This is a genomic window from Paenibacillus sp. N22P23 (assembly GCF_059383735.1).
This window is the reverse complement of record NZ_JBXENT010000004.1, coordinates 35,378-62,057: the sequence shown is the minus strand read 5'-3', so window position 1 is coordinate 62,057 and position 26,680 is coordinate 35,378. Positions and strand designations below refer to the sequence as shown.

Sequence of the window (26,680 nt, the reverse complement as noted above, 5' to 3'; positions counted from 1 at the left end):
ATGCGGACTTTTTTAATGCGATGAACGGTCGCGAAGAAGGCTGTATACATTCGTATTATAAGACTTGCCGCCTTGAACCATGTAATCTCGCAGAACACCTTCCTGCTGAAAGCCGAGCTTCGTTAATAAGGTATGTGAAGCCGTATTTTCCTGAAAAACAACGGCACCGATTCTTGTCAGTTCAAGCTGTTCAAAACCGTAGTCGACGATCCTGGAAACAGCCTCTGACGCATATCCTTTGTGCCAGTGATCCGGATGGAGCTCATAGCCGATCTCGGCTCTACGATGTTTGGACATCCACGCATTAAAACCGATCGTGCCAATGATACTGTTATCCGGGCTGTCTTTGCGCTGAATGCCCCACCGAATGCCGCGTTTCTCTTGGTAATTTCGAGCGAAGAACTCTACGAAGGCGGCGGCTTGCTCCAACTGATCGAGCGGTTCTTGCCCGTAATAACGCGTGACTTCCACATTCGAGAAACAAGCAAATATCCCAGTCGCATCCGCTTCCGTTAATTCACGTAAAATCAGTCTGTCGGTTTCTAATCTCGGAAACAGATAAGTCCCTCCTAATTATTGATCTGCTCTTTGCAGCAGTTGTCCCTTACGGATCGCTGACGGCGTCGAGTTGCGAACCTTCTTAAACACTCTACCAAAATAAGTCATATTGGAGAAGCCTGCACGCTCGGCGATTTCGGCGACAGGATAATCGGTATCGAGCAGCATCCGCTCTGCTTCCTGAACGCGCAGCATATGGATATATTCGATCAATGTCTTGCCTGTGACCTGCTTGAAGATTTTGCAGAAATGAGTCGGGCTTAAATTTACCATACGTGCAGCTTCGTTTACGCTGATAGACGCTTGATAACGCTCGCGAAGCGTTTGGAGCAGATGCGAGAAATCATATGGCTTCTGTGCGCGCGGCATAGATAAGTCGGTGTGCTGCTGGGCATATCGAAAATATAGCCCGAAGATCCGCAGCAGCTCCGCTTTCACGAGCAGCTCATATCCCGGCTGCTTCGCTTGGAATTCCTCCACGAGTCTAGCAAAGGAAAGATTCATCTCGTCGATGTACGGATCTGTGGACTGCATCGTACTCGGCCATTTCAACTGCTGCTGCAAGTAGGGAACAAAATAATGATGCTCTGTAATATCCAGCCCGCTTCCCCTCACCAATGCCTCATTAAATACGATACAGATAAGCTCAGCATCCGGTTCAAGCGGTACGACGCTATGAAGCTGCTTCGTATTGATGAAAGCGAGCTCGCCCTTGTTCAACTGCCTATAAGAAGCATCGATTTGTACGCGGGCGCGGCCTTCTTTGACAAACACCCATTCCATATGATCATGCCAATGCAAATGTACTTCCTTCACGATGAACACATTGATTGGAAAAGTGCGATCGGGAATCCACGTATTCTCTTTAAACGGATTTACCGTCATAGGGACAGCCTCCTGTCTATACGTACGATTTTACGATAGAACTGCCTCCAATCTCAATTGGAATCGCTTTTATCGTCAAAACTATCATAAGATTGTTCGAATATTACGCAATTTTGTTTCTAGTTTCAATTCCCGACTTTCGGTACGATAGGAGCAGAACCAGCATTTGGAAGCAATCGGAAAGGTGATGGACTTTAACGTGAATAATATTCGAATTGGTACGCTTGTTAATGGCAATACGGCAGCATCGGTCATACCGCAAATTATCCCGCACGGCTTCGAGTCCTTCGGTCTGACCTTCTGGCAAACTACGCAAGGGACAGATCTAACGGAGCTCGCCAAGAAAGTAAAGGAGCAGCTGGCGGAGCACGATATCGTCATCTCTACGTTAGGTGTATTCGGCAATCCACTCACTGGCGCGGGAGACAACTATGATACATTAGCCAGCTGGGAGCGGCTGATTGATGCTGCAGAAGCTTTTGGCACAGACCTGGTCACCGGATTTACGGGAAGAATGCCCGGCAGCATTGATGAGTCCATGACGAGATTCGGTGAAGTGTTTGGCGAACTGACCAAACGCGCAGCGTCGCGCGGCGTTCGAATCGCTTTCGAGAATTGCGATATGGGCGGCACATGGGGCCGCGGTGAATGGAATATCGCGCATAACCCGACGGCGTGGGAAATGATGTTCAATACGGTGAACGCGGACAACATCGGACTGCAATGGGAGCCTTGCCATCAGATGGTGAGCTTGATCGATCCGATTCCACAGCTTCGCAAATGGACCTCTAAAATATTCAATGTACATGGTAAAGATGCTACAATCGCATGGGATGTTGTGAAGGAATATGGCATTCACGGTCCGCGTGAATTTGTTTGGCACCGGACGCCGGGGTTCGGCGATTCCAACTGGACCGATATTATTTCGATTCTGCGTCAAGCCGGCTACAAAGGCAGCATCGATATCGAGGGCTGGCATGATCCGGTCTACAGGGATGAGCTCGAAATGACAGGTCAAGTGCATGGTCTCAACTATTTGAAACGCTGCCGCGGCGGCGATTTTGTTCCTAATCCGGTATAAAAGGAGATCGATGATCGATGAAGCATCGCATTGTAGTAGCAGGCTGCGGCGGCATGTCCAATACGTGGCTCGATTACGCAACAGAGCGGGAGAATGCCGAAATTGTCGGGTTAGTCGACATTTATGAAGAGAGTGCCAAGGCGCAGGCAGCCAAACGCGGCCTGCAAGTGCCGACTTTCACGGATCTCGGAGCAGCCTTAGCTGAAACGAATGCCAATCTTGTGTTTGATGTGACAATACCGGCCAGCCATAAGCTGATCGTAACGACGGCGATGCGCGCAGGCTGCAACGTGTTCGGCGAGAAGCCAATGGCAGAATCGTATACCGATGCCGAAGAAATCGTTGCTGTGAGCAAGGAAACAGGCAGAAGCTATTCCGTCATGCAAAACCGCCGTTATAATAAGCAAATCCGTTCTTTCCGCGATTTAATCGGATCTGGAGCGATCGGTACTGTCGGTTCGATTCATGCTGATTTCTTCCTCGGACCGCATTTCGGCGGTTTCCGTGACCTCATGGATAATCCGCTTATCGTAGATATGGCGATTCACACGTTCGATCAAGCCCGCTTCCTGAGCGGCGCTGATCCTGTTTCTGTCTATTGCCACGAGTATAACCCTCCGGGTTCATGGTACAAAGGAAATGCGTCTGCCGTTTGTATCTATGAAATGAGCGACGGTTCGGTTTTCACTTATAACGGTTCCTGGTGCGCGGATGGACTCAATACCTCATGGGAATCGAACTGGCGCGTAACCGGCAGCGAAGGCGGGGCATGTTGGGACGGAGCAACGATGCCGTACGGTGAATGCATCGACCGTTCAAAACCAGAGGGCTTTACCCGTGAAATGAAAAGAGTGGAAGGCAGTCAAGAATGGAGCGGGCGTGAAGGCCATTTCGGTTGTATGGATGAAATGTTCGCGGCGCTGGAGGAGAACCGTCCTGCCGAAACGAACTGTCATGACAATATTAAGAGCGTTGCAATGGTGTTTGGCGCCGTAGAAAGCGCACGCTTGGGACAGAAGATTAAACTATAAGCTGTAATGGATTGGAAGCTGTAAGGAAGAGAGAGTCGGCCAAAGTGGCGGCTCTCTTTTTATATGCGGTTAGAGAGTTTCCATTCGATACATAATAACGGAAATCCCATCCAGCGGAGGCGTGTGTATGACTTCATCACAAGAGAATAATCTACCTACGCTTGCACATACCCTTCATGAGTTTCAGGAGTGTAGTGATCTCATTCACCGATCGATTCCTAGTTTAGGTGTCGATATACTCTTTATAGGCAACCTGATTTCAGGGGACAAGCTTTACAGAGATTTGCTGAACCTGATCGAGAATACGGATCCAGAGCAGCTGCTGCAGCTCGTAACGCAGTCGCAGTTTGTTCCTGTGACGGATAGCAAGAAGCTCGTTATCAATATATTGTCCGGACATGCAGCCTTTTTCTTTGAAAATATGGCATATGCAGTTGATGTTTCCGGCAACGAAGGGCGCTCCGTTTCGCAGTCGGAACAGGAAACAACGATTACCGGCCCACATGATGCATTCACAGAGGATGCCGGTGTCAGCCTCGGCTTGCTGCGCAAGCGAATTAAGAGCTCCCACCTTAAAGTAATCCGACTCTCTGTAGGGGAAGTTACGAAGTCGGATGTCTATGTACTCTACATCAAAGACATTGCCAATATGGAGTATGTGAACGAACTGAAGAATCGAATTCAGGACATTGAAATGGATGCGGTGCTCGATACGAACATGCTGATTCAGCTTATTGATGACAGTCCTTATGCGCTTTTTCCGCAAATATTGACCTCGGAGCGGCCTGACGCCATTGCTTCCAAGCTTGTTGCCGGAAGAGTGGTCGGCTTAATGGACGGGAGTCCGACTGCGTTCAGTATCCCGGCCTCATTCATGGAATTCTTCTCCTCTTCTGACGATTATTACATGCGCTGGATGCTCGGATCGGCGACGCGAATATTAAGGTTCATTGCCCTCTTCATCACGATGATCTTCACGGCTCTCTATGTATCGGTTACAACCTATCACTACGAGATGATACCGCAAAATCTTATTTTGACTCTGGCGGAATCCCGCAGCAGAGTGCCTTTCCCACCTGTATACGAGGCGCTGCTGATGGAGCTTACAATCGAGCTACTGCGCGAAGCAGGCGCCAGATTGCCGACAAAAATCGGGCAAACCATCGGTATCGTCGGCGGTATCGTTATCGGTCAAGCCGGCGTGCAAGCAGGTTTAACAAGTAATATTCTCATTATTGCAGTTGCTTCCTCGACCATTGCTTCATTCGTTATCCCGAACTATACCATGAGCGCTTCGATACGTCTCATCCGATTCGGTCTGATCTTGTTGGCCGGATTCTGGGGGAATCTCGGACTGGCAATGGGCCTGGCTGCTGTCATTATTCACCTGAGCGGTATGACCAGCTTCGGTTCTTCTTACTTGACTCCGATCGCACCTTCTCAACCCAGCGAGTGGCGTGATGTGCTCTTCCGCGCCCCATTCAACAAACTGAACTACCGTCCTTCTCAGACGCGCACGAAGAATAAGATCAGAAACAAGATGAAGAGGTGAGCTGCCTATGAATGGGTCAGAGAAGCTGTCTGCATTTCATATGACCATACTTGTCTATATGATGCAGTTTGGAGTCGTTATCTTCATGCTTCCGCAGATGCTGAGCAAAACCTTCGGTACGAATGGGTGGATTGTACTGCCCGGCTATGGGCTGATTGTCATCATCAATTTGCTGCTGATCGGGGCTGTTTATAAGCTCGGCAAGGGTAAATCGATCTTCGATATTTTGGAACATGTGATTCCCAGAATGCTGTTGATGCCGCTTTATTTGTTTCTTGTCGGCGTGTGGGCTATGCTGGGTTGTTTGGTTGGCAAGGAATACGTGCTTATTTTTCAAATGCTGGCCTTTCCTACGACTAACCCGATGGTGTTCAAGCTTGTCATGGATGTGCTGATATTCTGGTTGATGATCAAGGGGCTGTACAATATTTCAAAAGCCGCCACGATGTTCTTCTGGTTCTCAGTGTGGATGCTGCTGCTGGTGTTTTTCTTCTATGGCGAATTCAGCTTTGCGAGGTTAACGCCGTTCTTTCTTAAAGGTGGAACAGGCTCTTTGGCAGACTTTGTCGGCATATATTCGGCCTATCTCGGCTATGAGCTAGTGATGCTTACCTTTCCTTCGACCGATGCCAAGACTAAATTTCTCCGCTCAAGCATCCTCGGCAGTCTGCTGACAACGATAATCTATACCTATATTTGCTTTGTCGCATTCGGCTTCTTAAGCCCGAAACAATTGAACCGAATGCTGTATCCACTGCTGGACCTCATGGCGTATATAAAATTCCCATTCGTCGAGCGGCTGGAGAGTTTATTCTGCGGGTTCTTCCTATTCACAACTGTGTTTACAGTCGTCATGTATTTATGGTCGGCAAAGGAGACGGGCCGCAGAATATTTCCGAAAATGAAAGAAAATGTGCTTGCCGGCATCATTGTGCTGCTGTGCTATATTGTCGCCTATGTCCCTGACACGATAAGCGATGTGCAGACATGGTTCAAAGTGTTCAGTGCCGTGGAGTGCATCATTGCGTTTACCTTGCCGCTGCTGCTCATTATAGTGTTGGCACTCACGCGGGAGAAAGTGGCGTCCGCATGAAGCTGAACATGAGAAAAATAATGCTGCTGCTGGTTACACTGACTGTTGCAATGACCTTAACGGGCTGCGGCGATCAGCGGATTCTCGAGAAGCTCGGTTTCTCCCAAACGAGCAGCTATGATTTGGTGGATGACAATAGGCTTGAGATTGCCGTTTCCATGCCGAAGGCGGATCCGCAAGCACGCACGCAGCGCGAGGTGCTGAGTGCGGTCGCAGCGAGCGGGAAAGAGGCCAGAACCAAGCTCGCGAAACAGACCAATCTGCTGCTGGTCAGTGGTCAACTCCGCAATGCGTTATTCAGCATGTCAATTGCGAGAAGCGGAATGATCAAGCATTTGGACACCTTACTGCGTGATCCTTCTATTTCTCCGCGGCTCAAACTATCCGTCGTGAACGGGAATGCCAAACAAATGCTGCAGAAGGACTACAAGCAGCATCCCATTACCGGTAAATACATCGATGGGATTCTGGATAAGGAAGCGATGGGCAGGACGATCCCCTTAACGTCGCTCTACTCGTTCACACGAGATCTGTATGATGATGGAATTGATCCTGTTATGCCTGTTCTCAGAGATTCCGGTGAGCATATTAATATCGATGGTGTGGGCTTGTTTCGGGATGACCGCTACATCACGATGATTCCTGCCAAGGAAGGGATCATTTTTGCTTTTCTTAGAGGTTCCTTCAAGCAGGGCGAGGTCGCAGTCCAATTGAATGGCCATCAGAGTATGGGAGATACCATCTTGTTCAGCTCTCTCATAAGCCGCTGGCGGGTGAAAGTCGGCCGCGATTCATCCGGAGTGCCTTCGGTTCACATTCACATCAAGATCAAGGGATCGGTTCTTGAATACACCGGCAAGCTCTCCCTCACTGAGCCCGGGGACCAGAAACGAATCGAGCAGCAGGTTGCGAAGAAACTGACTGAGCGGGGCCAGAAGCTGATTGCCTTTATGCAGAAAAACCGTGTCGACAGCATTGGAATGGGCATTCCGGTTCGTAATCATATGAGCTATGCCGCTTGGGAGAAATTGAACTGGCCTGAGGTTTATCCCTCGATAAAGGCAACATGCAGCTTCACGGTGGTGATTAATAATACCGGGAAGTCGGCGTAAGGCAGAAGAACCATAATGAAGCAAATAAATAGAAAAATGCAGCAATGTTAGAGCGAGCGCTCGTTTTCTATACTTGAATAGAGGAGAGGAGTGCCTGCGTTAAGGAGACTAGATGGCAGGCTGGTCGTTATGCAAGAAAGGAGGGGCAGCGTCTTCCGCAAATAAGCGGCAGGAAACCGAAGTCATATCAACTTGTCAGAGGGGAAGTGGATGATATGTTAACCGGTTTACGTTTAGGCTTCAAAAGGCGGCGACTCAGCACGTTGCTGCTAGCCTTCGCGATCATGATGGGGGCGCTTGTGATCCCGCAGCAGGCATTCGCGGCAGATTACACCGTTCAGAAGTGGCAGACCGTCGAAATTTCGTTGACCAGCTCCAAGACGTACACAAACCCGTTTCAAGATGTGGATGTGACCGCTACCTTCAGCGGACCCGGCGGGGTTATCATTACCCGACCGGCATTCTGGAACGGCGGATCGGGTTGGAAGGTTCGGTTCGCACCGACAGTGACCGGTGCTTGGACAATGACGACCACCGCAAACGATACATCCGATTCTGGACTGCACAATGTTACAAAAACGATTCAGGCTAATACCTATACAGGAAGCCAGGCGATCTATCAGAAAGGCTTCTTAAAGGTAAGCAGCAATGGCCGCTATCTTACTTATAATGACGGTACGCCGTTCTTCTACCTAGGCGATACGCATTGGATTTTGCCGCATGAACGGTTCTCGACCTCCAATAAGTCAGGGGTTGCCTCACAGTTCAAATATGTGGTGGACAAACGCGTAGGCCAAGGGTTCACCGTATACCAATCGGAGCCGATCTGGCAGCCGCACGGCGGAGGAACACATACCGGTGCTGATGAAGAAGCGGTAGCGAACCTCAGTGATGGCTTCTCGAGCACTGACCTTCCCGGCTTTGATAACTTGGATCGTAAATTCAAGTATATTGCCGATCAAGGACTTGTCCACGCCAACGCGCAGGTCACATGGGCTCTTGATCCGGCGAGTAATGCCGTGTATACCGATGCCTACATGGCGCGAGTTGCGAAATATTGGGTTGCGAGATACGGCTCCTATCCGGTAATCTGGACGATCGCGCAGGAGATCGACCGCAACATGTACAACAACTACAACACTACGACGATGAGCAAATGGTATGCCGCCGGGCAGAGCATATCGGACAATGATGCGTACAACCAGCCTCTTATGCCGCATATGGAGAATACGAGTACAGCGGTCGCATCGAATTCCACTTGGGCGGGCAAGGCTTATCATGACGGCTGGGCGGTTCAGTGGCAAGGGGATATGACCGGAATGAGTACGGCAAAAGACTTCTGGAACTTCGCGACAGCCAAACCTTCGGTCATGTATGAAAGCGCATACGACGGCTTCTGGACAGATTCCCGAGGTGCATTAGGCGCAGCGTACAAATCGTTCCAATACGGGATTTACGGGTATGGATACGGGGCATCGGGCACGTGGAACGACGTGTATTCGGTTTCGGGTGGTGCCGATGATTTCGGGACCGGCTACGAGCTTCCGGCACGGTACACATGGTGGTATGATGGCGCGAACTATGTAACTGGCAACCAATTGGCGTATTTCAAAAGCTTCTATACGTCGCTGGAGTGGTGGAAGCTGGTTCCGCGGTTTGATGATGCAAGCTGGGGGGCGTTTAGCGATACGTCCAAGTCCTTGATCTCCTCCGACGGCAATTCGGTTTACGCTGTTTTCTTCTTTAACGGTACGACCAGTACCGGTACATTGAAGCAAATGGATAATGCGTATCTGTACAATGCCCGTTGGTACAATCCGAGAACCGGTGCCTACACGACGATCAGCAGCAGCGCACAGGCATCTTCCGGGCAGTGGAGCATCCCGTCTAAGCCGGATACGAACGATTGGGTGCTGCTCGTTCAGAAGACGTCAACTCCTGCGCCAAACTTAACGAATCTGGCGCTGAACAAGACGTATTCCAGCTCCTCCTCGTGGGATGCAAACCAGCAAGCGCCGAAAGCCTTCGACGGCACAACGGCAACCAACTGGCAGGCGTGCAATAGCTGCTGGAGCGGGCAGTGGCTGGAAGTGAACTTTGGCGCGAACACGACGTTTAATAAAGTGGTGCTCACGGAATATGACAGTCGGACGACAGGATACCGGATCGAATATTGGAACGGTTCTACATGGCAGACGGCGTATACCGGCACGAGTATCGGCGCGAGCTTTGTCCCCAAGACCATTACGTTTAGTGCAGTGACAGGCAGCAAGGCGAGAATTTACTTTACTTCGGGGACAGCGAATGCGCCGATTATTTATGAATTTGAGGTTTATTATGATGTGCCGAATCTGGCGCTGGGCAAGACGTACTCCAGTTCCTCCTCGTGGGATGCCAATCAGCAGGCGCCGAAGGCCTTCGATGGGTCTGCAGCGACCAACTGGCAGGCATGCAGCGGATGCTGGAGCGGCCAATGGCTGGAGGTGAACTTCGGTACGAACACCACCTTCAATAAGGTCGTGCTCACCGAGTATGACAGCCGAACGACGGGTTACCGCATTGAGTATTGGAACGGAACCTCATGGGTGACGGCTTATACAGGGACAACGATCGGAGCAAGCGGCGTACCGAAGGTTATTACGTTCAGCGCGGTTACCGGCAGCAAAGCTCGTATCTATTACACATCGGGAACCAGCTTCGCACCGATTGTGTACGAGTTTGAAGTTTACAACCAGTAAGTGAACGCAGGAAAGGCCGGGTGCATCGCTAATGGCGAGGCACCCGGCCTTTCGATTATTCAGTGGTGATTACAGGATGTTTGGTGCGTCTACGTTTGGATCAGTATCCGCTTCATAATCGACGCCGTCCGTTTCGAAGCCGAACAGCTGGAAAAACTCCTTGCGGTAGCCTTCGAGATCCGAAAGCTGCTCAATGTTTTCCGTCGTAATGGCATCCCAAATCTTCGCCACTTCTTCTTGAACATCTTCGCGAAGCTCCCAATCGTCAATGCGAATGCGGCCTTCCGCATCCACCGGAACTTCGCCGCCAGCGTATAGGCGCTCGCTGAACAATCTATAGGTTTGCTCGATGCAGCCTTCATGAAGCCCCTTCTCCTTCATGACCTTATACAGCGCGGAGATGTAGAGAGGTACGACAGGAATAGCGGAGCTGGATTGTGTGACCAGCGCTTTGCTGACAGTGACGAATGCACGTCCGCCGTTTGCGCTCAGTTGTTCGCTCAGCTTCTTCGCGGTAGCTTCCAGATGATCCTTAGCTTGGCCGATGCTGCCTTCACGGTAGATTGCTTGTGTAATCTGCGAGCCGATATACGAATAGGAGATCGTAGTTGCACCTTCAGCGAGTACGTCGCCTTGCTGCAGCGCGTCAATCCACATTTGCCAGTCGTCGCCGCCCATAACGGTAACGGTATCTTGAATTTCCTGCTCAGTTGCAGGCTCGATCGTGATGGATGTCACTTCGCCGCTATGAAAGTTAACGGTCTTGTTCGTGTATGTAGCGCCGATTGGCTTCAGTACGGAATTTGCTGTTTCTCCTGTCTTCGGATCGGTTCTGCGCGCGGATGCCACGCTGTATACAACCAGATCAACTTGACCGAGCTCCTGCTTAATTAGCTGGACCGCTTTCTGTTTCGTCTCATCCGTGAAGGCATCGCCTGTCACGCTGAACGACTTCAGGCCTGCTTGCTGCGCTGCCTGTTCGAATGCAGCGGAGTTGTACCAGCCTGCGGACGCGGTGCGGTTTGCTTTGCTTTCGCTTTGGCGGTAAACGCCAACGGTATTCGCGCCGGCACCGAATGCCGCGACAATACGAGCTGCCAGGCCATAGCCCGCGGATGCGCCGATTACGAGTACATTGCGAGGCCCATTAATGGCTGCGTGCTCTTTGACATAATTGATTTGTTCCTGCACTTGAAGGGCACAGCCCGTAGGGTGAGCGGTCGTGCAGATAAAACCGCGTGTTCTTGGTTTGATAATCATGTGTGTCTGTTCAATTCCTCTCATACGGTTGTCTCGCATTTGTGTCAATGCTCAATGTTCTGATAGTACCCTTATTGAAGCGAATCCGCAACATTTGAAGCGATTTCCGTCGATTTTATATGGGGTGGAAACATTTTCCTTTGCTATAATAGAACTAACGTTAAGTTGCCGGAGGAAAGACGCGGATCAGGCAGGGTCAAGGGTTGTAACCTAACGAAGTTGAAGTGAGGAGCGGATTCAGATGGAAAATGTAATCAGTCCGATTCAACATGTTGTGGGAAGTGTTTTTGTCCATGTTACAGATCTCCGCCGATCCGCCGAGTGGTACAGCATGGTGATGGGGCTGCCCGTATTGGAGGAACGTCTAAACGGTGGCAATGTTTATTGGTTGGCCCTGCAAGGTGGGACAGGCATCATTCTGGATGATAACAAGAGCAACACGCCGACTGATATGCCGCATGTCAAATTCATGTATAAAACCGAAGATATTGAGGCGGCTCGCCGATTCCTGGAGGAGCGAGGGATAAGCAGCATCAGTGAAATTGATCGCCCGCATCCGGGATTAGCTTTCTTCCGATTCGAGGATCCGGATCGCAATTCGATCATGGTTACGCAATCGGACTATGAATCAGAAGTAGTGGACCGCATAGTAGATACGGAGAGTCCTATCATGAATCGGATTGGCAGTGTTTTTCTAAATGTTACGGATATGAAGCGGGCTATTCAGTTTCATAGCGAAGCGCTGGGTCTGGCATATCGATTAGACGATGTCGGGGAGGAAGGTTCGATCTACAGCCTGCAGATGAGCAGCGGCAGCGGCATTCTGATCGATAATAACCGTTATAGACATGGCGACGACTATGAGACGTTGTTTATGTTTGTAACGAATGATGTGGACGGCTCACGCGCTTATTTGGCATCGCAAGGTGTCCCCGTGTTTACCGATATTGAACGGCATGGCGATCGTCTGGCATTCTTCACGGTGAAGGATCCGGACGGAAACGTCGTTATGATTTGTTCGGAGTAGGCGGATGAGAAAAGAACGGCTTCTCTTCACATGAACTGTGAGGGGAAGCCGTTCTTTGTTTATTTCTTCTGGCCAATCGGCATCATCATACCATTGTCCATGCCCATCATGCTGACGCTGCCGTCCGTGTCATCGCCTTCGTACAAATAAACCTCCGTGCCGAAAGCCGGCTCTGCATAAGGAAGGTGCGTACGACCGCGGGCGAGAATTTGGCGGTAGTTACCGGAATCGCCTTCGTAGCCGTCATGATCCCATGGTACCCAGGAGCGGGCATTGCAATAGTGACAGACATAGGAGCGGCGGAAGCGGTCTGTCGTCTTATTCGGATAAGACCGGTGAAACAGATGCGAGTGGAAGAACAGTACGTCACCCGGCTGCATGGGGACGGAGATCGGGGGCGGATACTTGGCGACCACCTTCGATAACGTGTTCACTTCATCATCCAGATGACTCACGTTCTGCACGGCGTTCAAATTCGAGAAGGCATCCAGTGCATGCACATTGCCTCCGCCCATACCGTCAGGCGGATAGATGGGTTCATGGTTGGAGCCGGGTGCTACCCAGAGGCAGCCATTCTCTTCGTCGACTTCTTCAAGCGCAATCCAAGCTCCGATCAAGGTGTCAGGATGCGTCTTGATATAGCAAGCGTCCTGGTGCCAGCCTTGGCCGCCGCGGCCGGGCGGATTGAGGAACATCATGGATTGCACCGCGTAGACATCCGGCCCAATCAGAGCCTCTGTCACATCCAGGATGCGCGGGTTCAGCATACCGCGTTCTGCGGCAGGTTCAATGCGTGAGAGCATATGCACGCGTGTAGCATCTAGGAATTCGTCGTCCAGCGGATTATGGCTGTGGGATTCACGAGCCGTTTTTTTGTTTTTCGTTCTTGTTTTCTCGGCGAGCTCGAAGAGCTCGGCGATGTCTTCTTTTGACACAAGACCTCTTACGACGAGGTAACCGTTTCGCTGATAATGCGCATACTCCTCAACACTGACCAGATAACGATCGACCCGCTCGCGGGACTTAGGCGTATAGTAAGTTGCCATCGATTCTATTCCTCCAGTAACGAGATGATATGTTATTATTGTGCAATATTAAGAGAGCGGTTTCAATGGCAGGAAACCGATTTTCAATGTGTTTATTTGATATCCGGATTTATGACAATATGACGGTTGACGAAAGTACGGGCAGGATCTGCGTCAATTGCCGTATGCCGGAAGATTTGTCCTTTGCAGCGCTCCATGTATTCGGTTGCGTTAATGCCGCGGATACGTTTGTACATTTTGGAGAAATGATGCTCGTCGCCAAACCCGGCCAAATAGGAGATTTGTTTGACCGTACCCGCGCCTTTCATCATCAATTCCTCAGCCCGGTGCAGTCTGCGTTCGAGCAGCATTCGTTTAGGTGACATGCCTACAGCCGCGACGAACATCCTTGTAAAATGCGCATGGGACCAGCCGGATTGGTGGGCAATATTTTCGATCGTAATCGGCTCTGTGAGATGTTCTTCCATGTAGGCGATGCTGTTGGCGATTTGTACGGGGTAGCTGCTTATGGCGAACTCCGGCGTTTTATCGGCGAATGCGGCTAATTCTTCGATTGCTGTGGCTACGAGGGAGGTTAGTCTGCGCCGCCAGTGGTGGGATTGATAATTGGCGACGACGACGATTTGGTTCATAATGGCCCCGATTAAGCTGCTTTGCACGGCCGGAACCACGTGAATGCTGCTGAGCAGCGCGGTGAAACGCGGATCCCTTTCCCGCAACGAATCGTAGTCGAAGTGAACGAATAGATGCCGGACATTGCGGACGCGGTCAAATATATACCTGTGCGAGACGCCGGGCTGCGTGAAGACAAAACACGGTGTGCTCAGTCTGTGCTGTATCCCGGACAGCTCATAGATTGTCCCTGTACCCTCCGGAAAATAGACCAGCTCATAATCGGGAATTGTGCGAGGCCCAACATGGTGACCGCCTGCTTGGACGATGATATCGCCAATACTGTTGATGATCGGTGAGCCGTTTGGATTCGGCAGCATGTGGCGCACTTCCTTTTCACGGGATTTTAGTTGGTGCATCGGGGATATAGTGTCCTTTGGGTATATTATTGCTGAGGTTCAGTACTTGGTGCAATAGATTTGCGAAGCAGCTCGCAACTGTTTGGTACTGGGAAGCGTCCATAGTAGAAAGGCATTACTATTTCCGATAAGAGGAGTTGTCGTCATGAAGAAGAAATGGATTGCCATCCTGTGCGTGGTATGTTCACTTGTAACAGGAACGGCTGTTTACGCTGCCGGTCAACTGACTCTTAAGATAAATGGGATAAATGTGAAGGACAGCGGTTCCTATTTGCGAGATGGTCGCGTTTACGTGCCGCTTCGCATTGTTGCTGAACAGTTGGGCGGTGAAGTCGCATGGAGCTCGGCGAAGAAGGAAGTCAGCATCATGGGCGGCGGAAGCGGCGCAGTGGATATATGGAAGGATGACTCTTTTCCCGGCTATATCCAATATAACAGCGTCATTAATGTAGTAAACCGCTATATGGCCGCTCTTCAGGGGGCATTCTCCAGTTCCTATGACGCGGATGAAGATTTCAAATTATTGCTCTCGGCGCAGGCGATACAGGATGACGTACGTGTGTGGCATCCTTTCTCAGGGATGGTAGGTTCTTCGATGCGCAGTATTTCCAGCTATAAAATTATAGATGGCAGGGTGCTCGGCAACGACGCTGCGAACAGGCCGATCTATGAAATCGCGGTACGCTACAATGTCATCAACCCCGGGGATGATAGTGCCTATAAGCAAATTACGAAGGCGTATACCGTCATCACCGAAGTGATTAACAATCAGTTGTTTTATAAAATCGATGAGGAACGCCTCCTCAGCACAGTAAAGCTGAATCAGGAGCCGAGTCCGTTTAAGTGACTAGTTGGAAAAGCGAGAGCGGATGACCGCTCTCGCTTTTTTCGGCTTTTTTGCGTTGGGGGGAGTGTGCATTCCAGCTGATTCGGCGAATTCCATCCTGTGAGTTGGGAAACAAGACTCGCAGGATGGTATTCGCTACGACAAGGAGTCGAGAGTCGGGAAAACCGACTTTCAGAACTAGAAACAGCCTCGCACGGTCGTATCGTGAAGCTGAGAGTAGGAAAACACGACTCTCAGGATGGAATTCGCTACTACAAGGAGTCGAGAGTCGGGAAAACCGACTTTCAGAACTAGAAACAGTCTCGTACGGTCGCCTCGTGAAGCTGAGAGTAGGAAAACACGACTCTCAGGATGGAATTCGCTACTACAAAGAGTCGAGAGTCGGGAAAACCGACTTTCAGAACTAGAAACAGTCTCGCACGGTCGTATCGTGAAGCGGAGAGTAGGAAAACACGACTCTCAGTGGAGAATCCGTAGGAAATAAGAACGGAGAGTCGGAAAAAGCGACTCTCAACTTTTAAACGAACCCGAAATAAGCGCTCTTGATTGCTCGAGCGGCCCATAATCTGTATGAGCCTCGGATTCTGCTAGGCTGAAAGCGGATATATCGCTATCAGCCGCCAAACTAACCCGAATCAAGCATCGATAGCGGATATACCGCTTACGATCCCCAGAACCGCCGCTAATCCGCTCTAACTGCGCATTTTAAGCTGCTGTAAGCGGATATGCAGCTCTCAGCCGCCAAACTAACCCGAATCAAGGATCGATAGCGGATATGTCGCTTACGATCCCCAGAACCGCCGCTAATCCGCTCGAACCGCGCACTTTAAGCTGCTGTAAGCGGATATGCCGCTATCAGCCGCCAAACTAACCCGAATCAAGCATCGATAGCGGATATGCCGCTTAAAGCCTCTATCTCTACCGCAAACTGGCTCGAATCGCCAATTGCTCTCGTTCCCACGTACCGCACCAAGCCGCCCCCCCCCCATCCCAATCTATATACTCCAATTTTCTTATTGAAATTCCCTACTAGGCGAGCTATAGTGAATGTATCAATTAGGTTTACTATAAAGAAGTTGGTTTCTTATACGAAACCAAATCATCAACAATGGATGAGGCGATTGGCGTGTCTGAGGAACGCAAGTACTGGGTGCCTGCGCTGGAGAAGGCGGATAAAGTACTGGCCGTATTGGCGCGGGAGCCTGCAAAGCATAAGCTGATCGACTTATCGAAGAAGCTTGAAATTAACAAAAGCTCGATGTTCTCCATGCTGAGCACCATGGAAGTACTCGGTTGGGTGAAGCGGGCGGCAGGCGATACGTATGTGCTTGGCCATGCTTTTGCGGAGTTCGGCTCGTCATATTTGAAGCAGTATGATCTGCATCAGTATTTCTTGGACGAAGCAGTGGCGGTTCGAGATCGGCTGCAGGAGACGGTTCAGCTGGCAAAGCGTGTAGACGACCACGTGCTGTACATGGGCAAAGTGGAAGCGATATCGCCGGTCCGGCTGCAATCCGAGCCGGGCATGCGGCTTCCCGCACATGCAACGGCGCTCGGCAAAGCCATGCTTTCGCAATTAAGCGAGCAAGAACGACTCACCCTGTACCCGCAGCTCGAGCTGCCGAAGCTGACGCCAAATACCATCGGCAACCGTGATGAGCTGTTTGCCCAACTGGATGTCATTCGCAAGCAAGGTTATGCCTTAGACGATCAAGAGTCTGTCATGGGCTTTCGCTGCGTGGCGGCTCCCATAATGGCCGGCGCAAACGCGAACCAAGCTGCAGCAGTTAGCTGCTCCATGCTGCTTCACCAATGGGAAGTCAAGGCGAACCAAGCCATCGAAGAAATGACGGGGCTTGCCCAGCGATTATCGGTACTGAAGTAAAGCGATCACCTGCCCCAGGTATCGCGCACAATCAATTACAACACATGAGGGAGATGAGAGAATGCGGTTGCAAAATAAAGTAATTCTCATTACAGGCTCGGGCTCCGGCATCGGCAAGAGCACGGCACTATTGTTTGCGCGTGAAGGCGCGAAGCTCGTCATTAACGATCTGTCCGAACAGCACGGATCCGATACAGTTAAGGAGATTCAAGAAGCGGGTGGAGAAGCGATCTTCATCCGTGCAGACGTCACCAATCCGACTGAAGTATCTGCCATGGTCGATCAAATTATCGCCCACTACGGCGTCATCGACGTACTCTTCAACAATGCAGGCATCAGCGGCGTCGGCCTGCTGCATGAGATTGAACCGGAAGCTTGGGACCGCGTCATCAACGTCAACATCCGCGGCGTCTTCCTGCCTTCCAAATATGTCATCCCTCATATGATGGAACGCCGTATCGGTTCGATCATCAACATGTCTTCGTGTATCGCAGAGATCGGACTAGCACGCCGTGCTTCTTATGCAGCGACTAAAGGCGCCGTTCTTGCGCTTACGAAGTCAATGCAAGTCGACTATGCCCCTTATAATATTCGTGTTAACGCACTTCTACCGGGCACAATCATGACCCCATTCGTAGAGAACTATTTGAAAACCTCGTACGCCGATCCGGAAGAGGCGATTGCAGGCTTGAAGAAACGTCAATTGAGCGAAGAACTTGGTTTGCCTGAAGATGTTGCCAAAGCAGCACTGTTCCTGGCATCCGATGAGTCTTCGTTCGTAATGGGCTCTCCGTTCTATGTGGACGGCGGCGTTGTATTCGGCAAGAACGCTTAATTCTAATTTAAGTTCAACTTGTTTATTTCACTTCTAACTATAAGATCGGAGGCCAATTCACTTATGAAACTCATTAGCATTTCCAAACAAGGTCGTAACGCACTTGGCGTAGTAACAGAGAACGGTGTTGTAGACGTAGAGGCAGCACTTCAAGCCGCTGCAGGAAGCGCAAGCGCAGAAGTACCGTCAACGGTGATGGCAGTTATTGAAGGCGGAGAGGCGGCAACAGCTTCCCTTAGAAACTATATCGATTCACTTCAAGTAGCAGGCGGAGAATCCTATGTGCGTCAAGAAAGTGAAATCGAGTGGGGACCGTGCGTCACGCATCCGAACAAAATCATTTGCATTGGGCTCAATTACCGCAAGCATGCTGAGGAAACAAACGCACCGATTCCGGCATACCCGATTCTGTTCAATAAATTCAACAATACGCTTACAGGCCATTTGAAGGACATCGCCGTTCCGAAAGTAACGGAGAAGCTGGATTATGAAGCAGAGCTTGTGATCGTTATCGGTAAGAAAACAAAGTATGTGGCAAAAGAAGACGCGCTTTCTCACGTATTCGGCTACTGCGCCGTGAACGATCTGTCCGCACGTGACCTGCAGCTTCGTACGCAGCAATGGCTGCTGGGCAAGTCCTGCGACGATTTCAGCCCGCTCGGCCCGTACCTTGTGACTGCCGATGAAGTTGGCAATCCGAATGATCTGTGGATCAAGTCCACCGTGAATGGTGAAGTACGCCAGAACTCCAACACGTCGGATATGATTTTCGCTTGTGATGAGATTGTCAGCTACGTGTCGCAGCATATGACGCTTGTGCCGGGCGATGTGATTTTGACGGGGACGCCTGAAGGGGTTGTGCTTGGTCTTCCGGTCGAGCAGCAAGTTTACTTGAAGCCGGGCGATGAAGTAACGATTGAAATCGAGAAGCTGGGTGCGCTGACGAACCGTTTCGTAGCAGACACAGAATAAAGAGAAAAGGAGTGCCTCGGCACTCCTTTTTATTAGCTGCAATCAGCGCCGCGCCACACTTGCAACGACCGGATAATGGTCCGAAGGATAGCGGCTGTTATAGCGGTTGCGGTCAATATGAACGTCATGAACGAGAGCATTAGGCGTAACAAAGATATAGTCGATCGGTTCGCCTTCTTCGCCTCCATGAAAATCGTGGAAGGTAAGACCAGCAGCATTCGCAGGCAGGGAGGCATAGGCGTTAATGAGACCGAGCTCGTTCAAAGCACCGATGACATCGCTGTCAGGTCCACAATTGAAATCCCCTGTAAGAATGGCAGGGATATCTCCGCTAGTGACTGACGACTGTTTCATTCGTTCTACGATCAGTTTGATGCCGTTCGTACGAGCCTCGGCGCTAATATGATCCAAATGGGTATTGAACACAATCCATTCTTCGCCGTTATTGTGGCGAAGCTTGGTCCAGCTGCACATGCGAGGGCAGGCTGTATTCCAGCTTTCATAGCCAAGCTGCTCCGGAAATTCGGACAGTCCAAAATGTCCGCTTTCCACTGGCTCTATTACGTCATGGCGATAGAAGATCGCGCAATACTCGCCTTCAAGCTGGCCGGTACGGCTGATGCCAAGCCAGCGATAGTCAGGCAGCAGCGCTCCTAAATCTTGCAGCATAGCAGCAGTACCTTCCTGCGTGCCGACAACATCCGCATCCGCTTGCTTGATGGCTTCGGCTGCTTCTTGAATTCGGTAGGGCCAAGCGTTGTCGCCGTCAGATGCAACGTGGACACGCAGATTAAACGTCATGATCTTCATGTAGCTGTTCCTCCATTCAATATCAAATAAATGGATGCATGATCCAGGAAACCAAAATATAACATGGAAGCGTTTCAACTCACAACAAAAAAATCGATCCTGAAGGAGCCAAATAAAGATGATAAGAATTGATGCCCACCAGCATTATTGGAAATTAGACCGCGGGGACTATGGCTGGCTGACGCCGGCAGCAGGTCCTATCCTATTCCGCGATTACGGTCCTGCGGATTTAGAACCGGCGCTCGAGGCTGCCGGTGTAACGCGCACCATCGTTGTCCAAGCTGCAGCGACCCACGAAGAAACAGCCTACATGCTGTCGCTGAGCGATAATGCGGACTCGATTGCCGGCGTAGTGGGCTGGTTGGACTTTCAAGATCCGAACTGGCGCAAGGTGTTGGACGGATTCCGGCAGCATCCGAAATTTGTCGGCGTCCGCGTGATGATTCAAGATATGAGCGATCCATTCGAAGCGCTGAATCCGCAATCGCTGGAGGCGCTTAGCTACTTGGCCGAGATCAAGCTGCCTGTCGATTTGCTCATTGTTTCGCATCAATTGCCTGCGACCCTTGCCTTGCTTCAGCAAGTACCTGGTCTGCATGCCGTCATCGATCATATCGGCAAGCCGCAAATTCGCGAGGGAATCTTCGAGCCGTGGGCTGCACAAATGAGCGAGATTGCCGCAACTTATCCCGGCGTGTACTGCAAGCTCTCGGGTATGATTACGGAGGCTTCGCATGACGACTGGAAGCCGGAGCAATTTATGAGCTACGTGAGACATATCGTTGACGCTTTCGGTACGGAGCGAATCATGTTCGGCAGTGACTGGCCGGTTTGTCTGCTTGCCGGAAGCTACAAGGATGTATGCGATGTGCTGGATGAAGCGTTGCCGGAAGCACTTAGTAAGGACCAGCGCGAGGCGCTTTACGGCAGCAATGCGGCGGTATTCTATAAACTGTCTTTATAGAACATTCTAACCTTGGGGGAGCTTAAATCCTAAAGCTCATCAGCCCAAGGTTTTTTTATTTTCTCATGCTGAAGACGGTTGACAGTAATCGTTCTATTCCGTATAGTCGAAATGGACTATACGAGTTCGAATCGTTTCTTAAGGGAGTCAATGAAGGATGGCCAAACGAAAGGTAAGTAACATGCTGGCTCTAGCCGTCTTATCGCTGCTTAATGAACGACCGATGCATCCGTATGAAATCGCCGCTACGATGAAGCAACGCGGAATTCCGGATGTAATCAAGCTCAATAACGGCTCGCTCTATTCGGTAGTGGATTCTCTTCTCAAGCAGGCTTGGATCGTGCCACTGGAAACGCAGCGGGAAGGGAAACATCCCGAGCGGACGATCTATGCGCCGACCGAAGCCGGGGTTGCAGAGTTTCACGATTGGATCCGAGAGTTGATTTATGCCCCAGTGAAAGAATATCCTCAATTACCTGTGGCATTATCGTTTATCGGCCATATTTCGCCGAAGGAAACGGCTGCTCTCTTGGAGCAGCGTATCAACTTCGTGCAGAAAGACATCGTGCTGCGCCGCGCCGGGAATGATTATGCGGTTTCACAAGGACTTGCACGGATTTTCATTATCGAGCAGGAGTTTATTGTCAACCAGTTGGAGTCAGAGCTCGCTTGGCTGCGATCGTTTATCCGTGAGATCAAGGATGGCAGCTTGACGAGGCTGGAGGATGGGGAGCAGGTGTGGATTAATTCGACGCCTATGGATGATGAGGACTCAGATGCATGACAGACGAACCGGCTGGACAGAACAAGGATGTACACAATGGAGGGGAACTACTCAAAATGATGGCTAAAAAGAGCAATGTAGGTATTGTTGTCGCGGGTTTGCTGCTTGGCATTCTTATGGCATCCATGGACAACACCATCGTAGCTACGGCGATGGGTACGATCGTTCATGACCTCGGCGGCATGGACAAATTTGTATGGGTAACATCAGCTTATATGGTCGCCGAAATGGCAGGTATGCCGATCTTCGGTAAACTGTCCGATATGTATGGACGCAAACGGTTCTTTATATTTGGGATTTTAACCTTTATGCTTGGTTCGATTCTGTGCGGTACCGCTCACTCGATTATCGAGCTTAGTATTTACCGCGCGATTCAAGGTATTGGCGGCGGCGCGCTCGTGCCAATTGCTTTCACGATTATGTTCGATGCCGTGCCTCTTGAGAGCCGCGGTAAGCTAGGCGGTCTATTCGGAGCCGTATTCGGTATGTCGAGTATCTTTGGACCGCTTCTTGGCGCTTATATTACGGATTATATCGCATGGGAATGGATCTTCTACATTAACCTGCCGCTTGGTTTGATTGCTTTCCTGATGATTGCTATTTTCTATAAAGAATCGGTTGAGCATGCCAAGCAGCGCATCGACTGGGGCGGCGCCTTCACGTTGGTGGCGGGTATCGTGTGCCTCATGTTCGCGCTTGAGCTGGGCGGTAAGAAATATGCATGGGATTCATCCATGATTCTTGGTTTGTTTGCAGGCTTCGCCGTATTGCTGATTGCCTTTATTATGATTGAACGTAAAGTGTCGGAGCCGATTATTTCGTTTAACATGTTCCGGAAACGGCTGTATTGGAGCAGTAATGCGATTGCCATGTTTAGTGGTGCTGCGTTCATTACCGCTTCCGTTTACATTCCCATCTTCATTCAAGGCGTACTCGGCGGTAAAGCAACGAATGCCGGCATGGTCCTTCTGCCGATGATGCTCGGTACAGTCGTTACGGCGACTGGCGGCGGTTTCTTGATGACGAAGATGACCTTCCGTTCCATTATGATCCCTACACTCGCTATTCTTGTGGCAGGCAACGTGCTTCTGACGACACTCGGCGTCGATTCGACGCGGTTTATCGTGACGTTGTTTATGATATTGGTCGGCCTTGGTATTGGAGCGTCGTTCTCGGTACTGAGCAACGCCGCCATCTATTCGTTCTCACCAAGGGAGCGCGGTGCGGCGAGTGCAACGCTTAACTTCCTTCGCTCGCTCGGGATGACCATCGGAATAACCGTATTCGGTATCGTCCAAAGTCATGTGATGACGAATAAATTGAAGGATTCCTTCGCCGGTGCGGGAGGCGGTGCGGCTGAACTGCCTGCAGGTCTTGATCTTAGCGATCCGCGTGCCATTCTGACGCCGGAAACGAGAGAACAGATCCCGACCGACGTGCTGGATAAGATCGTAGCTGCACTTTCATCTTCGATCACGTACACCTTCATGTGGGCGATCATTCCATCGGTGCTTGCATTGGCGTTCGCATTCTTCATGGGCCGCCAGAAGCTCGACGCTATGGCAGAGAGCAGCGAATACGGCACATCCTCACATTAATGAACCAAAGCTGTCTCAAAACGTGCAACTTACGACGTTTGAGGCAGCTTTTTTTTGTATAATTGCGGTCTGTAACTCTAACGAACCACAGAGCTCTTATTTCAGCAAATTGTGTGGGTTTGAAAATCTAACGAACCCTACAGGCGCTATTTCGTGTCAAAGCACCCTTTTCCGCTCCTTTTCCCCAAGGCCTCCATGGTTCGTTAGAATTGAAAAGCTATTGTTTTCCCCTAAATAAGGTCCTCACGGTTCGTTAGAATCGAAGAGCGGTTTTTTTTTGCGCAACAGATCACGGTTCGTTAGAACGAAATAAGCGAGATCAGGCTGCTTGGCTTACAGTTAAAAGAACCGAATTGGATTAGGATAGCCTCTTCTTGTTCATATTGAATAACAAAGGGAGGTTTTTAAAACTATGATAGGCAATAGAATATCAGCCGCGTTGATGACTTTTATCCTCATCGCTGCCACTTTAGGACAACGTGTTCAAGCTGAGCCGAGTACATTACCGGAAGGCAAACAAGTCATCTACATCGATGAGCGTGACTACGAAGGTGAGATTTTACAATGTGTGAAGCTTATTAATATGAATATCAATTATATGAATGAAGAGGATAATACCGCCAATAAGTCGCTCCTAACATCGAGCTACCAAGCTAGAGTCAGCGAGTTTACACCTGGATTTCGCGTTTCCGAAGCTAAATTACGCAACATGGGGAAAAATCAAAACGGTGAATATGTGGCTTACGTAGATGTAGACAGTAAATTAGAGAAGAAACCGATGATTACGACAATCATGTATGTCTTGAAGCAAGAAAACAACAAATGGCTGATCGAGCAAACGGACTAACCAGCTAGAATCCCCGAGCAGACTAAATTCGACTTCACCGACCGACAGTATAATCACCCTCCTTCTGGTAAATTAGGACCAATGGAGGAGGGAGCGATATGCCTAGCAGAGCAGGGCAGCAACCGAGGATCACAGGTGGTGTCAACCCGCTGCCGAGCGCGCCGCCGCAATGGAATTCTTTTAAAGTGACCCTTCATTTGACAATTGCACTTGTGCTTGCTTTCCTCAGTGCGTGGTTTCTGCCTAAAGGCTATAATCTGTCAGCTGTCATTCTATCAGAGTTATATATGATCATCGCCATTGGCAAAGGCAAGCTGAACCATCCCCTTGGCATCCTCATTAATGAACGAAACCTGATGAGTTTGTCGAGATTGCAGATTACGCTTTGGACGTTGCTCTTCACATCGACTTATTTTACCGTCCTTGTAGGGAATCTCGCCCTGCATCCGGATGAACCGCTGCAGCTCAAGTTTGATTCGACTGTTCTTGCACTCATGGGCATCAGCAGTGTGTCGGCGATCTTTAGTCCAATGATTAGCGCAGCGAAGAAGAACCGGGCGATTGACGACTCTCTTAAGGATCAGCTTGTGCAAAGCGCGGCGGAAGCCTACAACAAGAGTGCGCAGGAAATCGAAACAAGCATGCAGGGCACGCTCTATGCGAATCCGTCTTATAAGGACGCGCAGTTCACCGATATATTCGAAGGGGAAGAAATGCAAAACCATGCCTACATCGACATAGCTAAAGTACAAATGTTTCTGTTTACGATGATGGCTTTGACGGTTTACTCCGTGACGATCTTCTCCACCTTGATGACACAGGACCTTTCTACGATCGATACCTTCCCTGCACTCCCGGAAGAGCTGATAGGATTAATCGGAATCAGCAATGGGGGCTATCTCACAAGCAAGATTATTAACTTTACAAAATCGACGCCAACGTAACCAACCTAAACTTTAGCTAAAATTTGGATGAGGGCCGTTTTTCCTATGCCGACAGGCAGGAATGACGGCTTTTTTTGCTATGCATATCGAAGATTGAATCAGCGCTCACGATTGTGTACGCAAACCAATCAACTAGGGTAGTTGAATGCTGCATACCCAATCTCACGATTGTGTACGCAAACCAATCAACTAGGCCTAATGGCATATCTTAACAAATCCTTCACAATACATTAACCGCTGCTTTACAATACCAGCCTGACCATTAACTGCCGCTTTACAATGGGTACTTATAATCAGAATTGTACATAACGAAAACGACAATAAACCATTCCAGAAGGGTGATACGAGCTAAATGTCTATGAAAAAAACGCTAATGATTTCCGCACTTGCCGCAGCGCTGAGCACTTCGGCAGTCAGTGTAGTCTCCGCCGCATCGGTAACGAACGCAACGACGGTAGATCTCACAATCAATGACACTGCATATCATGTCCGTTCCATCCAATCAAACAACACGGTGCTTTACGCATTGAGAGATTTGGGAACTGCGGCAGGCGTGCAATTCATGGTCAATGTTAAATCGGGCGTAACAGCTTACTTCAATAACCATGCGATCGAGCTGCATGCAGGTTCGAATGCTGCATTGGTTGATGGTGAGGCAGTAAGTTTGCAACAAGCTGTACAAAGTGTAAATGGCAGTTACTATGTCTCGCTTGAAGATTTCGTAAGCGCGTTTGGTGTTGATTCATCGACAGATGCTTCAGGCACGATCGCAATCGATGCTGTAGCTAAAGTCCACGCTGACGACATCCGCTGGATCGATGCAGATCGTTTGCTGGCATCCACATTGACTGAAGAAGGCCGTATCGACTATATCGTTAACGCTCACACAGGTGCATATACACAATTGATGGTTTCTGCAGCGGCATCCGATCTTACTGTAGCGCCTAATGGTAAATCAGCTGTTTATACAGATGGCGATGGCATCGTAAATATCATTGATCTTACTAGCAAAGTACCGGCTGCTAAAGTGGTATCCACAGATAATTCCATTAAACCAGAGCTTGTCTGGTCCGCTGACAGCTCCGCGATCTACTTCCTGCAAGGTGACAAAGGCTCCGTCATCGCTAAGATGAATGTTGCTGATGGCGTGATTTCGAAAGTATTGGATGACAAAGTGGATTACAAATCCGGACTGGCCGTTTCCGCTGACGGCAAGAAGTTCTTCTACACGGTTATCAAACCGGGTGCAGTAACTGCTGATGGCACCAAACCAGTTGATGCTGATGATGTAGCAATCGACAACACAGGTACAGAGCCGCAGCTATACAGCTACGATGCTTCGGTAAAAGAAAACAAACCCGTGAAGCTGACAAGCACTACAGATGACAAAGTGTTCGCAGGCGCAGCAGCTGACGGCAGCAAAGCTTACTACGTAAGCGTTGAAGACAACAAGCCATCTTCGCTCGTAGCGGTAGCGCTGGACAAAACGGTAACGAAGCTGATTGGCGATAAAGATGTCCTACAAGCAACTGTAGCCGGCGACAAAATCTATGTACTTGCGGATTCCGCGGACGTAACTGGCGCTTATGAAGTAAACATCGCAACAGGCGCTGTACAATCCCTTGGCAATGTTGAAGGCAACGTAAGCGCAATTGTAGCTGCAGCTGGAACGCCAATTGCTTTCGTGATGGACGATGCGGTTTATGTGAAATCAAGCACTGGTCTGAAGAAAGTAACGAACTAATTCAATCTAAGCGTCCCAATTGAGAGGAGAACTTCC

The 26,680-nt window shown here is 50.0% G+C and carries 23 protein-coding genes; 17 read left to right on the top strand and 6 right to left on the bottom strand.

All coding sequences use genetic code 11. From position 1 onward, the window contains the following. Positions 1-12 precede the first annotated feature (12 nt). Together AC506A_RS18480 and AC506A_RS18475 are read right to left on the bottom strand one after the other, a co-directional pair. Positions 13-558, bottom strand: coding sequence for a GNAT family N-acetyltransferase (locus tag AC506A_RS18480; RefSeq protein ID WP_495462829.1), 546 nt, complete (start codon positions 556-558; stop codon positions 13-15). A gap of 15 nt (positions 559-573) precedes the next feature. Continuing rightward, positions 574-1,443 (bottom strand): helix-turn-helix domain-containing protein, encoded by an 870-nt coding sequence (locus AC506A_RS18475; RefSeq protein ID WP_495462482.1) that lies wholly within the window; start codon positions 1,441-1,443, stop codon positions 574-576. 187 nt (positions 1,444-1,630) lie between these two features. Here AC506A_RS18475 and AC506A_RS18470 point away from each other — a divergent pair, with 187 nt between their 5' ends. From AC506A_RS18470 to AC506A_RS18445, 6 genes are all read left to right on the top strand, one after another. Then, positions 1,631-2,524, top strand: a complete 894-nt coding sequence (locus AC506A_RS18470) for a sugar phosphate isomerase/epimerase family protein (protein ID WP_495462828.1) — start codon at positions 1,631-1,633, stop codon at positions 2,522-2,524. A 17-nt stretch (positions 2,525-2,541) separates the two neighbouring features. Next, positions 2,542-3,555, top strand: coding sequence for a Gfo/Idh/MocA family protein (locus tag AC506A_RS18465; RefSeq protein WP_495462481.1), 1,014 nt, complete (start codon positions 2,542-2,544; stop codon positions 3,553-3,555). A 127-nt stretch (positions 3,556-3,682) separates the two neighbouring features. Next, positions 3,683-5,107 carry a spore germination protein gene (locus AC506A_RS18460; RefSeq protein WP_495462480.1) on the top strand — a complete coding sequence of 475 codons (1,425 nt, stop codon included), beginning with the start codon at positions 3,683-3,685 and terminating at the stop codon, positions 5,105-5,107. Positions 5,108-5,114: 7 nt separating this feature from the next. Further along, positions 5,115-6,200, top strand: coding sequence for a GerAB/ArcD/ProY family transporter (locus AC506A_RS18455; RefSeq protein WP_495462479.1), 1,086 nt, complete (start codon positions 5,115-5,117; stop codon positions 6,198-6,200). Beyond that, positions 6,197-7,312 carry a Ger(x)C family spore germination protein gene (locus tag AC506A_RS18450; RefSeq protein ID WP_495462478.1) on the top strand — a complete coding sequence of 372 codons (1,116 nt, stop codon included), beginning with the start codon at positions 6,197-6,199 and terminating at the stop codon, positions 7,310-7,312. Before AC506A_RS18455 ends, AC506A_RS18450 begins: the two co-directional genes overlap by 4 nt. Positions 7,313-7,527: 215 nt before the next feature. Beyond that, entirely contained in the window at positions 7,528-10,050 is a 2,523-nt protein-coding gene (locus AC506A_RS18445) for an apiosidase-like domain-containing protein (RefSeq protein ID WP_495462477.1), read from the top strand. Between the two features lie 69 nt (positions 10,051-10,119). Here AC506A_RS18445 and fabV read toward each other — a convergent pair whose 3' ends face one another. After that, positions 10,120-11,310, bottom strand: coding sequence for an enoyl-ACP reductase FabV (gene fabV, locus AC506A_RS18440; protein ID WP_495462476.1), 1,191 nt, complete (start codon positions 11,308-11,310; stop codon positions 10,120-10,122). Positions 11,311-11,551: 241 nt separating this feature from the next. Between fabV and AC506A_RS18435 the strand changes: the two genes are divergently transcribed. Continuing rightward, entirely contained in the window at positions 11,552-12,337 is a 786-nt protein-coding gene (locus AC506A_RS18435; RefSeq protein WP_495462475.1) for a VOC family protein, read from the top strand. A gap of 59 nt (positions 12,338-12,396) precedes the next feature. On the opposite strand, the gene AC506A_RS18430 is transcribed toward AC506A_RS18435, so the two are convergent. After that, on the bottom strand, positions 12,397-13,383 hold the full coding sequence (locus AC506A_RS18430; protein WP_495462474.1) for a phytanoyl-CoA dioxygenase family protein: 987 nt from the start codon (positions 13,381-13,383) through the stop codon (positions 12,397-12,399). Positions 13,384-13,475: 92 nt separating this feature from the next. Then, on the bottom strand, positions 13,476-14,375 hold the full coding sequence (locus tag AC506A_RS18425) for a helix-turn-helix domain-containing protein (protein WP_495462473.1): 900 nt from the start codon (positions 14,373-14,375) through the stop codon (positions 13,476-13,478). A gap of 184 nt (positions 14,376-14,559) precedes the next feature. Here AC506A_RS18425 and AC506A_RS18420 point away from each other — a divergent pair, with 184 nt between their 5' ends. The 4 genes from AC506A_RS18420 (at position 14,560) to AC506A_RS18405 (ending at position 18,953) form a co-directional block, all read left to right on the top strand. Beyond that, complete coding sequence (locus tag AC506A_RS18420) at positions 14,560-15,261, top strand: stalk domain-containing protein (protein WP_495462472.1); 702 nt, start codon at positions 14,560-14,562, stop codon at positions 15,259-15,261. 1,126 nt (positions 15,262-16,387) lie between these two features. Next, complete coding sequence (locus AC506A_RS18415; RefSeq protein WP_495462471.1) at positions 16,388-17,146, top strand: IclR family transcriptional regulator; 759 nt, start codon at positions 16,388-16,390, stop codon at positions 17,144-17,146. Positions 17,147-17,207: 61 nt separating this feature from the next. Then, positions 17,208-17,981, top strand: a complete 774-nt coding sequence (locus tag AC506A_RS18410; protein WP_495462470.1) for an SDR family NAD(P)-dependent oxidoreductase — start codon at positions 17,208-17,210, stop codon at positions 17,979-17,981. Positions 17,982-18,044: 63 nt separating this feature from the next. Further along, entirely contained in the window at positions 18,045-18,953 is a 909-nt protein-coding gene (locus AC506A_RS18405; RefSeq protein WP_495462469.1) for a fumarylacetoacetate hydrolase family protein, read from the top strand. Positions 18,954-18,995: 42 nt separating this feature from the next. Here the strand turns inward: AC506A_RS18405 and AC506A_RS18400 are convergent, their stop codons facing one another. Next, positions 18,996-19,763 carry an endonuclease/exonuclease/phosphatase family protein gene (locus tag AC506A_RS18400; protein WP_495462468.1) on the bottom strand — a complete coding sequence of 256 codons (768 nt, stop codon included), beginning with the start codon at positions 19,761-19,763 and terminating at the stop codon, positions 18,996-18,998. A 118-nt stretch (positions 19,764-19,881) separates the two neighbouring features. Here AC506A_RS18400 and AC506A_RS18395 point away from each other — a divergent pair, with 118 nt between their 5' ends. The 6 genes from AC506A_RS18395 (at position 19,882) to AC506A_RS18370 (ending at position 26,644) form a co-directional block, all read left to right on the top strand. After that, on the top strand, positions 19,882-20,727 hold the full coding sequence (locus AC506A_RS18395) for an amidohydrolase family protein (protein ID WP_495462467.1): 846 nt from the start codon (positions 19,882-19,884) through the stop codon (positions 20,725-20,727). Positions 20,728-20,884: 157 nt separating this feature from the next. Continuing rightward, on the top strand, positions 20,885-21,511 hold the full coding sequence (locus AC506A_RS18390; protein WP_495462466.1) for a PadR family transcriptional regulator: 627 nt from the start codon (positions 20,885-20,887) through the stop codon (positions 21,509-21,511). A 56-nt stretch (positions 21,512-21,567) separates the two neighbouring features. Continuing rightward, positions 21,568-23,109 (top strand): MDR family MFS transporter, encoded by a 1,542-nt coding sequence (locus AC506A_RS18385; RefSeq protein ID WP_495462827.1) that lies wholly within the window; start codon positions 21,568-21,570, stop codon positions 23,107-23,109. Positions 23,110-23,521: 412 nt separating this feature from the next. Then, positions 23,522-23,956: a YqhG/Tai3 family protein gene (locus tag AC506A_RS18380; RefSeq protein ID WP_495462465.1), complete on the top strand. Its 435-nt coding sequence runs from the start codon at positions 23,522-23,524 to the stop codon at positions 23,954-23,956. A gap of 98 nt (positions 23,957-24,054) precedes the next feature. Then, positions 24,055-24,900: a hypothetical protein gene (locus AC506A_RS18375; protein WP_495462464.1), complete on the top strand. Its 846-nt coding sequence runs from the start codon at positions 24,055-24,057 to the stop codon at positions 24,898-24,900. Between the two features lie 352 nt (positions 24,901-25,252). Continuing rightward, complete coding sequence (locus AC506A_RS18370; RefSeq protein WP_495462463.1) at positions 25,253-26,644, top strand: stalk domain-containing protein; 1,392 nt, start codon at positions 25,253-25,255, stop codon at positions 26,642-26,644. Positions 26,645-26,680: the final 36 nt, after the last annotated feature.

Bases quoted from the DNA above. Each gene is read 5' to 3' on its own strand.
- AC506A_RS18475 (WP_495462482.1), bottom strand. From the start codon at position 1,443: ATGACGGTAAATCCGTTTAAAGAGAATACGTGGATTCCCGATCGCACT.
- AC506A_RS18470 (WP_495462828.1), top strand. From the start codon at position 1,631: ATGGACTTTAACGTGAATAATATTCGAATTGGTACGCTTGTTAATGGC.
- AC506A_RS18465 (WP_495462481.1), top strand. From the start codon at position 2,542: ATGAAGCATCGCATTGTAGTAGCAGGCTGCGGCGGCATGTCCAATACG.
- AC506A_RS18460 (WP_495462480.1), top strand. From the start codon at position 3,683: ATGACTTCATCACAAGAGAATAATCTACCTACGCTTGCACATACCCTT.
- AC506A_RS18455 (WP_495462479.1), top strand. From the start codon at position 5,115: ATGAATGGGTCAGAGAAGCTGTCTGCATTTCATATGACCATACTTGTC.
- AC506A_RS18450 (WP_495462478.1), top strand. From the start codon at position 6,197: ATGAAGCTGAACATGAGAAAAATAATGCTGCTGCTGGTTACACTGACT.
- AC506A_RS18445 (WP_495462477.1), top strand. From the start codon at position 7,528: ATGTTAACCGGTTTACGTTTAGGCTTCAAAAGGCGGCGACTCAGCACG.
- fabV (WP_495462476.1), bottom strand. From the start codon at position 11,310: ATGATTATCAAACCAAGAACACGCGGTTTTATCTGCACGACCGCTCAC.
- AC506A_RS18435 (WP_495462475.1), top strand. From the start codon at position 11,552: ATGGAAAATGTAATCAGTCCGATTCAACATGTTGTGGGAAGTGTTTTT.
- AC506A_RS18430 (WP_495462474.1), bottom strand. From the start codon at position 13,383: ATGGCAACTTACTATACGCCTAAGTCCCGCGAGCGGGTCGATCGTTAT.
- AC506A_RS18425 (WP_495462473.1), bottom strand. From the start codon at position 14,375: ATGCTGCCGAATCCAAACGGCTCACCGATCATCAACAGTATTGGCGAT.
- AC506A_RS18420 (WP_495462472.1), top strand. From the start codon at position 14,560: ATGAAGAAGAAATGGATTGCCATCCTGTGCGTGGTATGTTCACTTGTA.
- AC506A_RS18410 (WP_495462470.1), top strand. From the start codon at position 17,208: ATGCGGTTGCAAAATAAAGTAATTCTCATTACAGGCTCGGGCTCCGGC.
- AC506A_RS18405 (WP_495462469.1), top strand. From the start codon at position 18,045: ATGAAACTCATTAGCATTTCCAAACAAGGTCGTAACGCACTTGGCGTA.
- AC506A_RS18400 (WP_495462468.1), bottom strand. From the start codon at position 19,763: ATGAAGATCATGACGTTTAATCTGCGTGTCCACGTTGCATCTGACGGC.
- AC506A_RS18395 (WP_495462467.1), top strand. From the start codon at position 19,882: ATGATAAGAATTGATGCCCACCAGCATTATTGGAAATTAGACCGCGGG.
- AC506A_RS18390 (WP_495462466.1), top strand. From the start codon at position 20,885: ATGGCCAAACGAAAGGTAAGTAACATGCTGGCTCTAGCCGTCTTATCG.
- AC506A_RS18385 (WP_495462827.1), top strand. From the start codon at position 21,568: ATGATGGCTAAAAAGAGCAATGTAGGTATTGTTGTCGCGGGTTTGCTG.
- AC506A_RS18380 (WP_495462465.1), top strand. From the start codon at position 23,522: ATGATAGGCAATAGAATATCAGCCGCGTTGATGACTTTTATCCTCATC.
- AC506A_RS18375 (WP_495462464.1), top strand. From the start codon at position 24,055: ATGCCTAGCAGAGCAGGGCAGCAACCGAGGATCACAGGTGGTGTCAAC.
- AC506A_RS18370 (WP_495462463.1), top strand. From the start codon at position 25,253: ATGTCTATGAAAAAAACGCTAATGATTTCCGCACTTGCCGCAGCGCTG.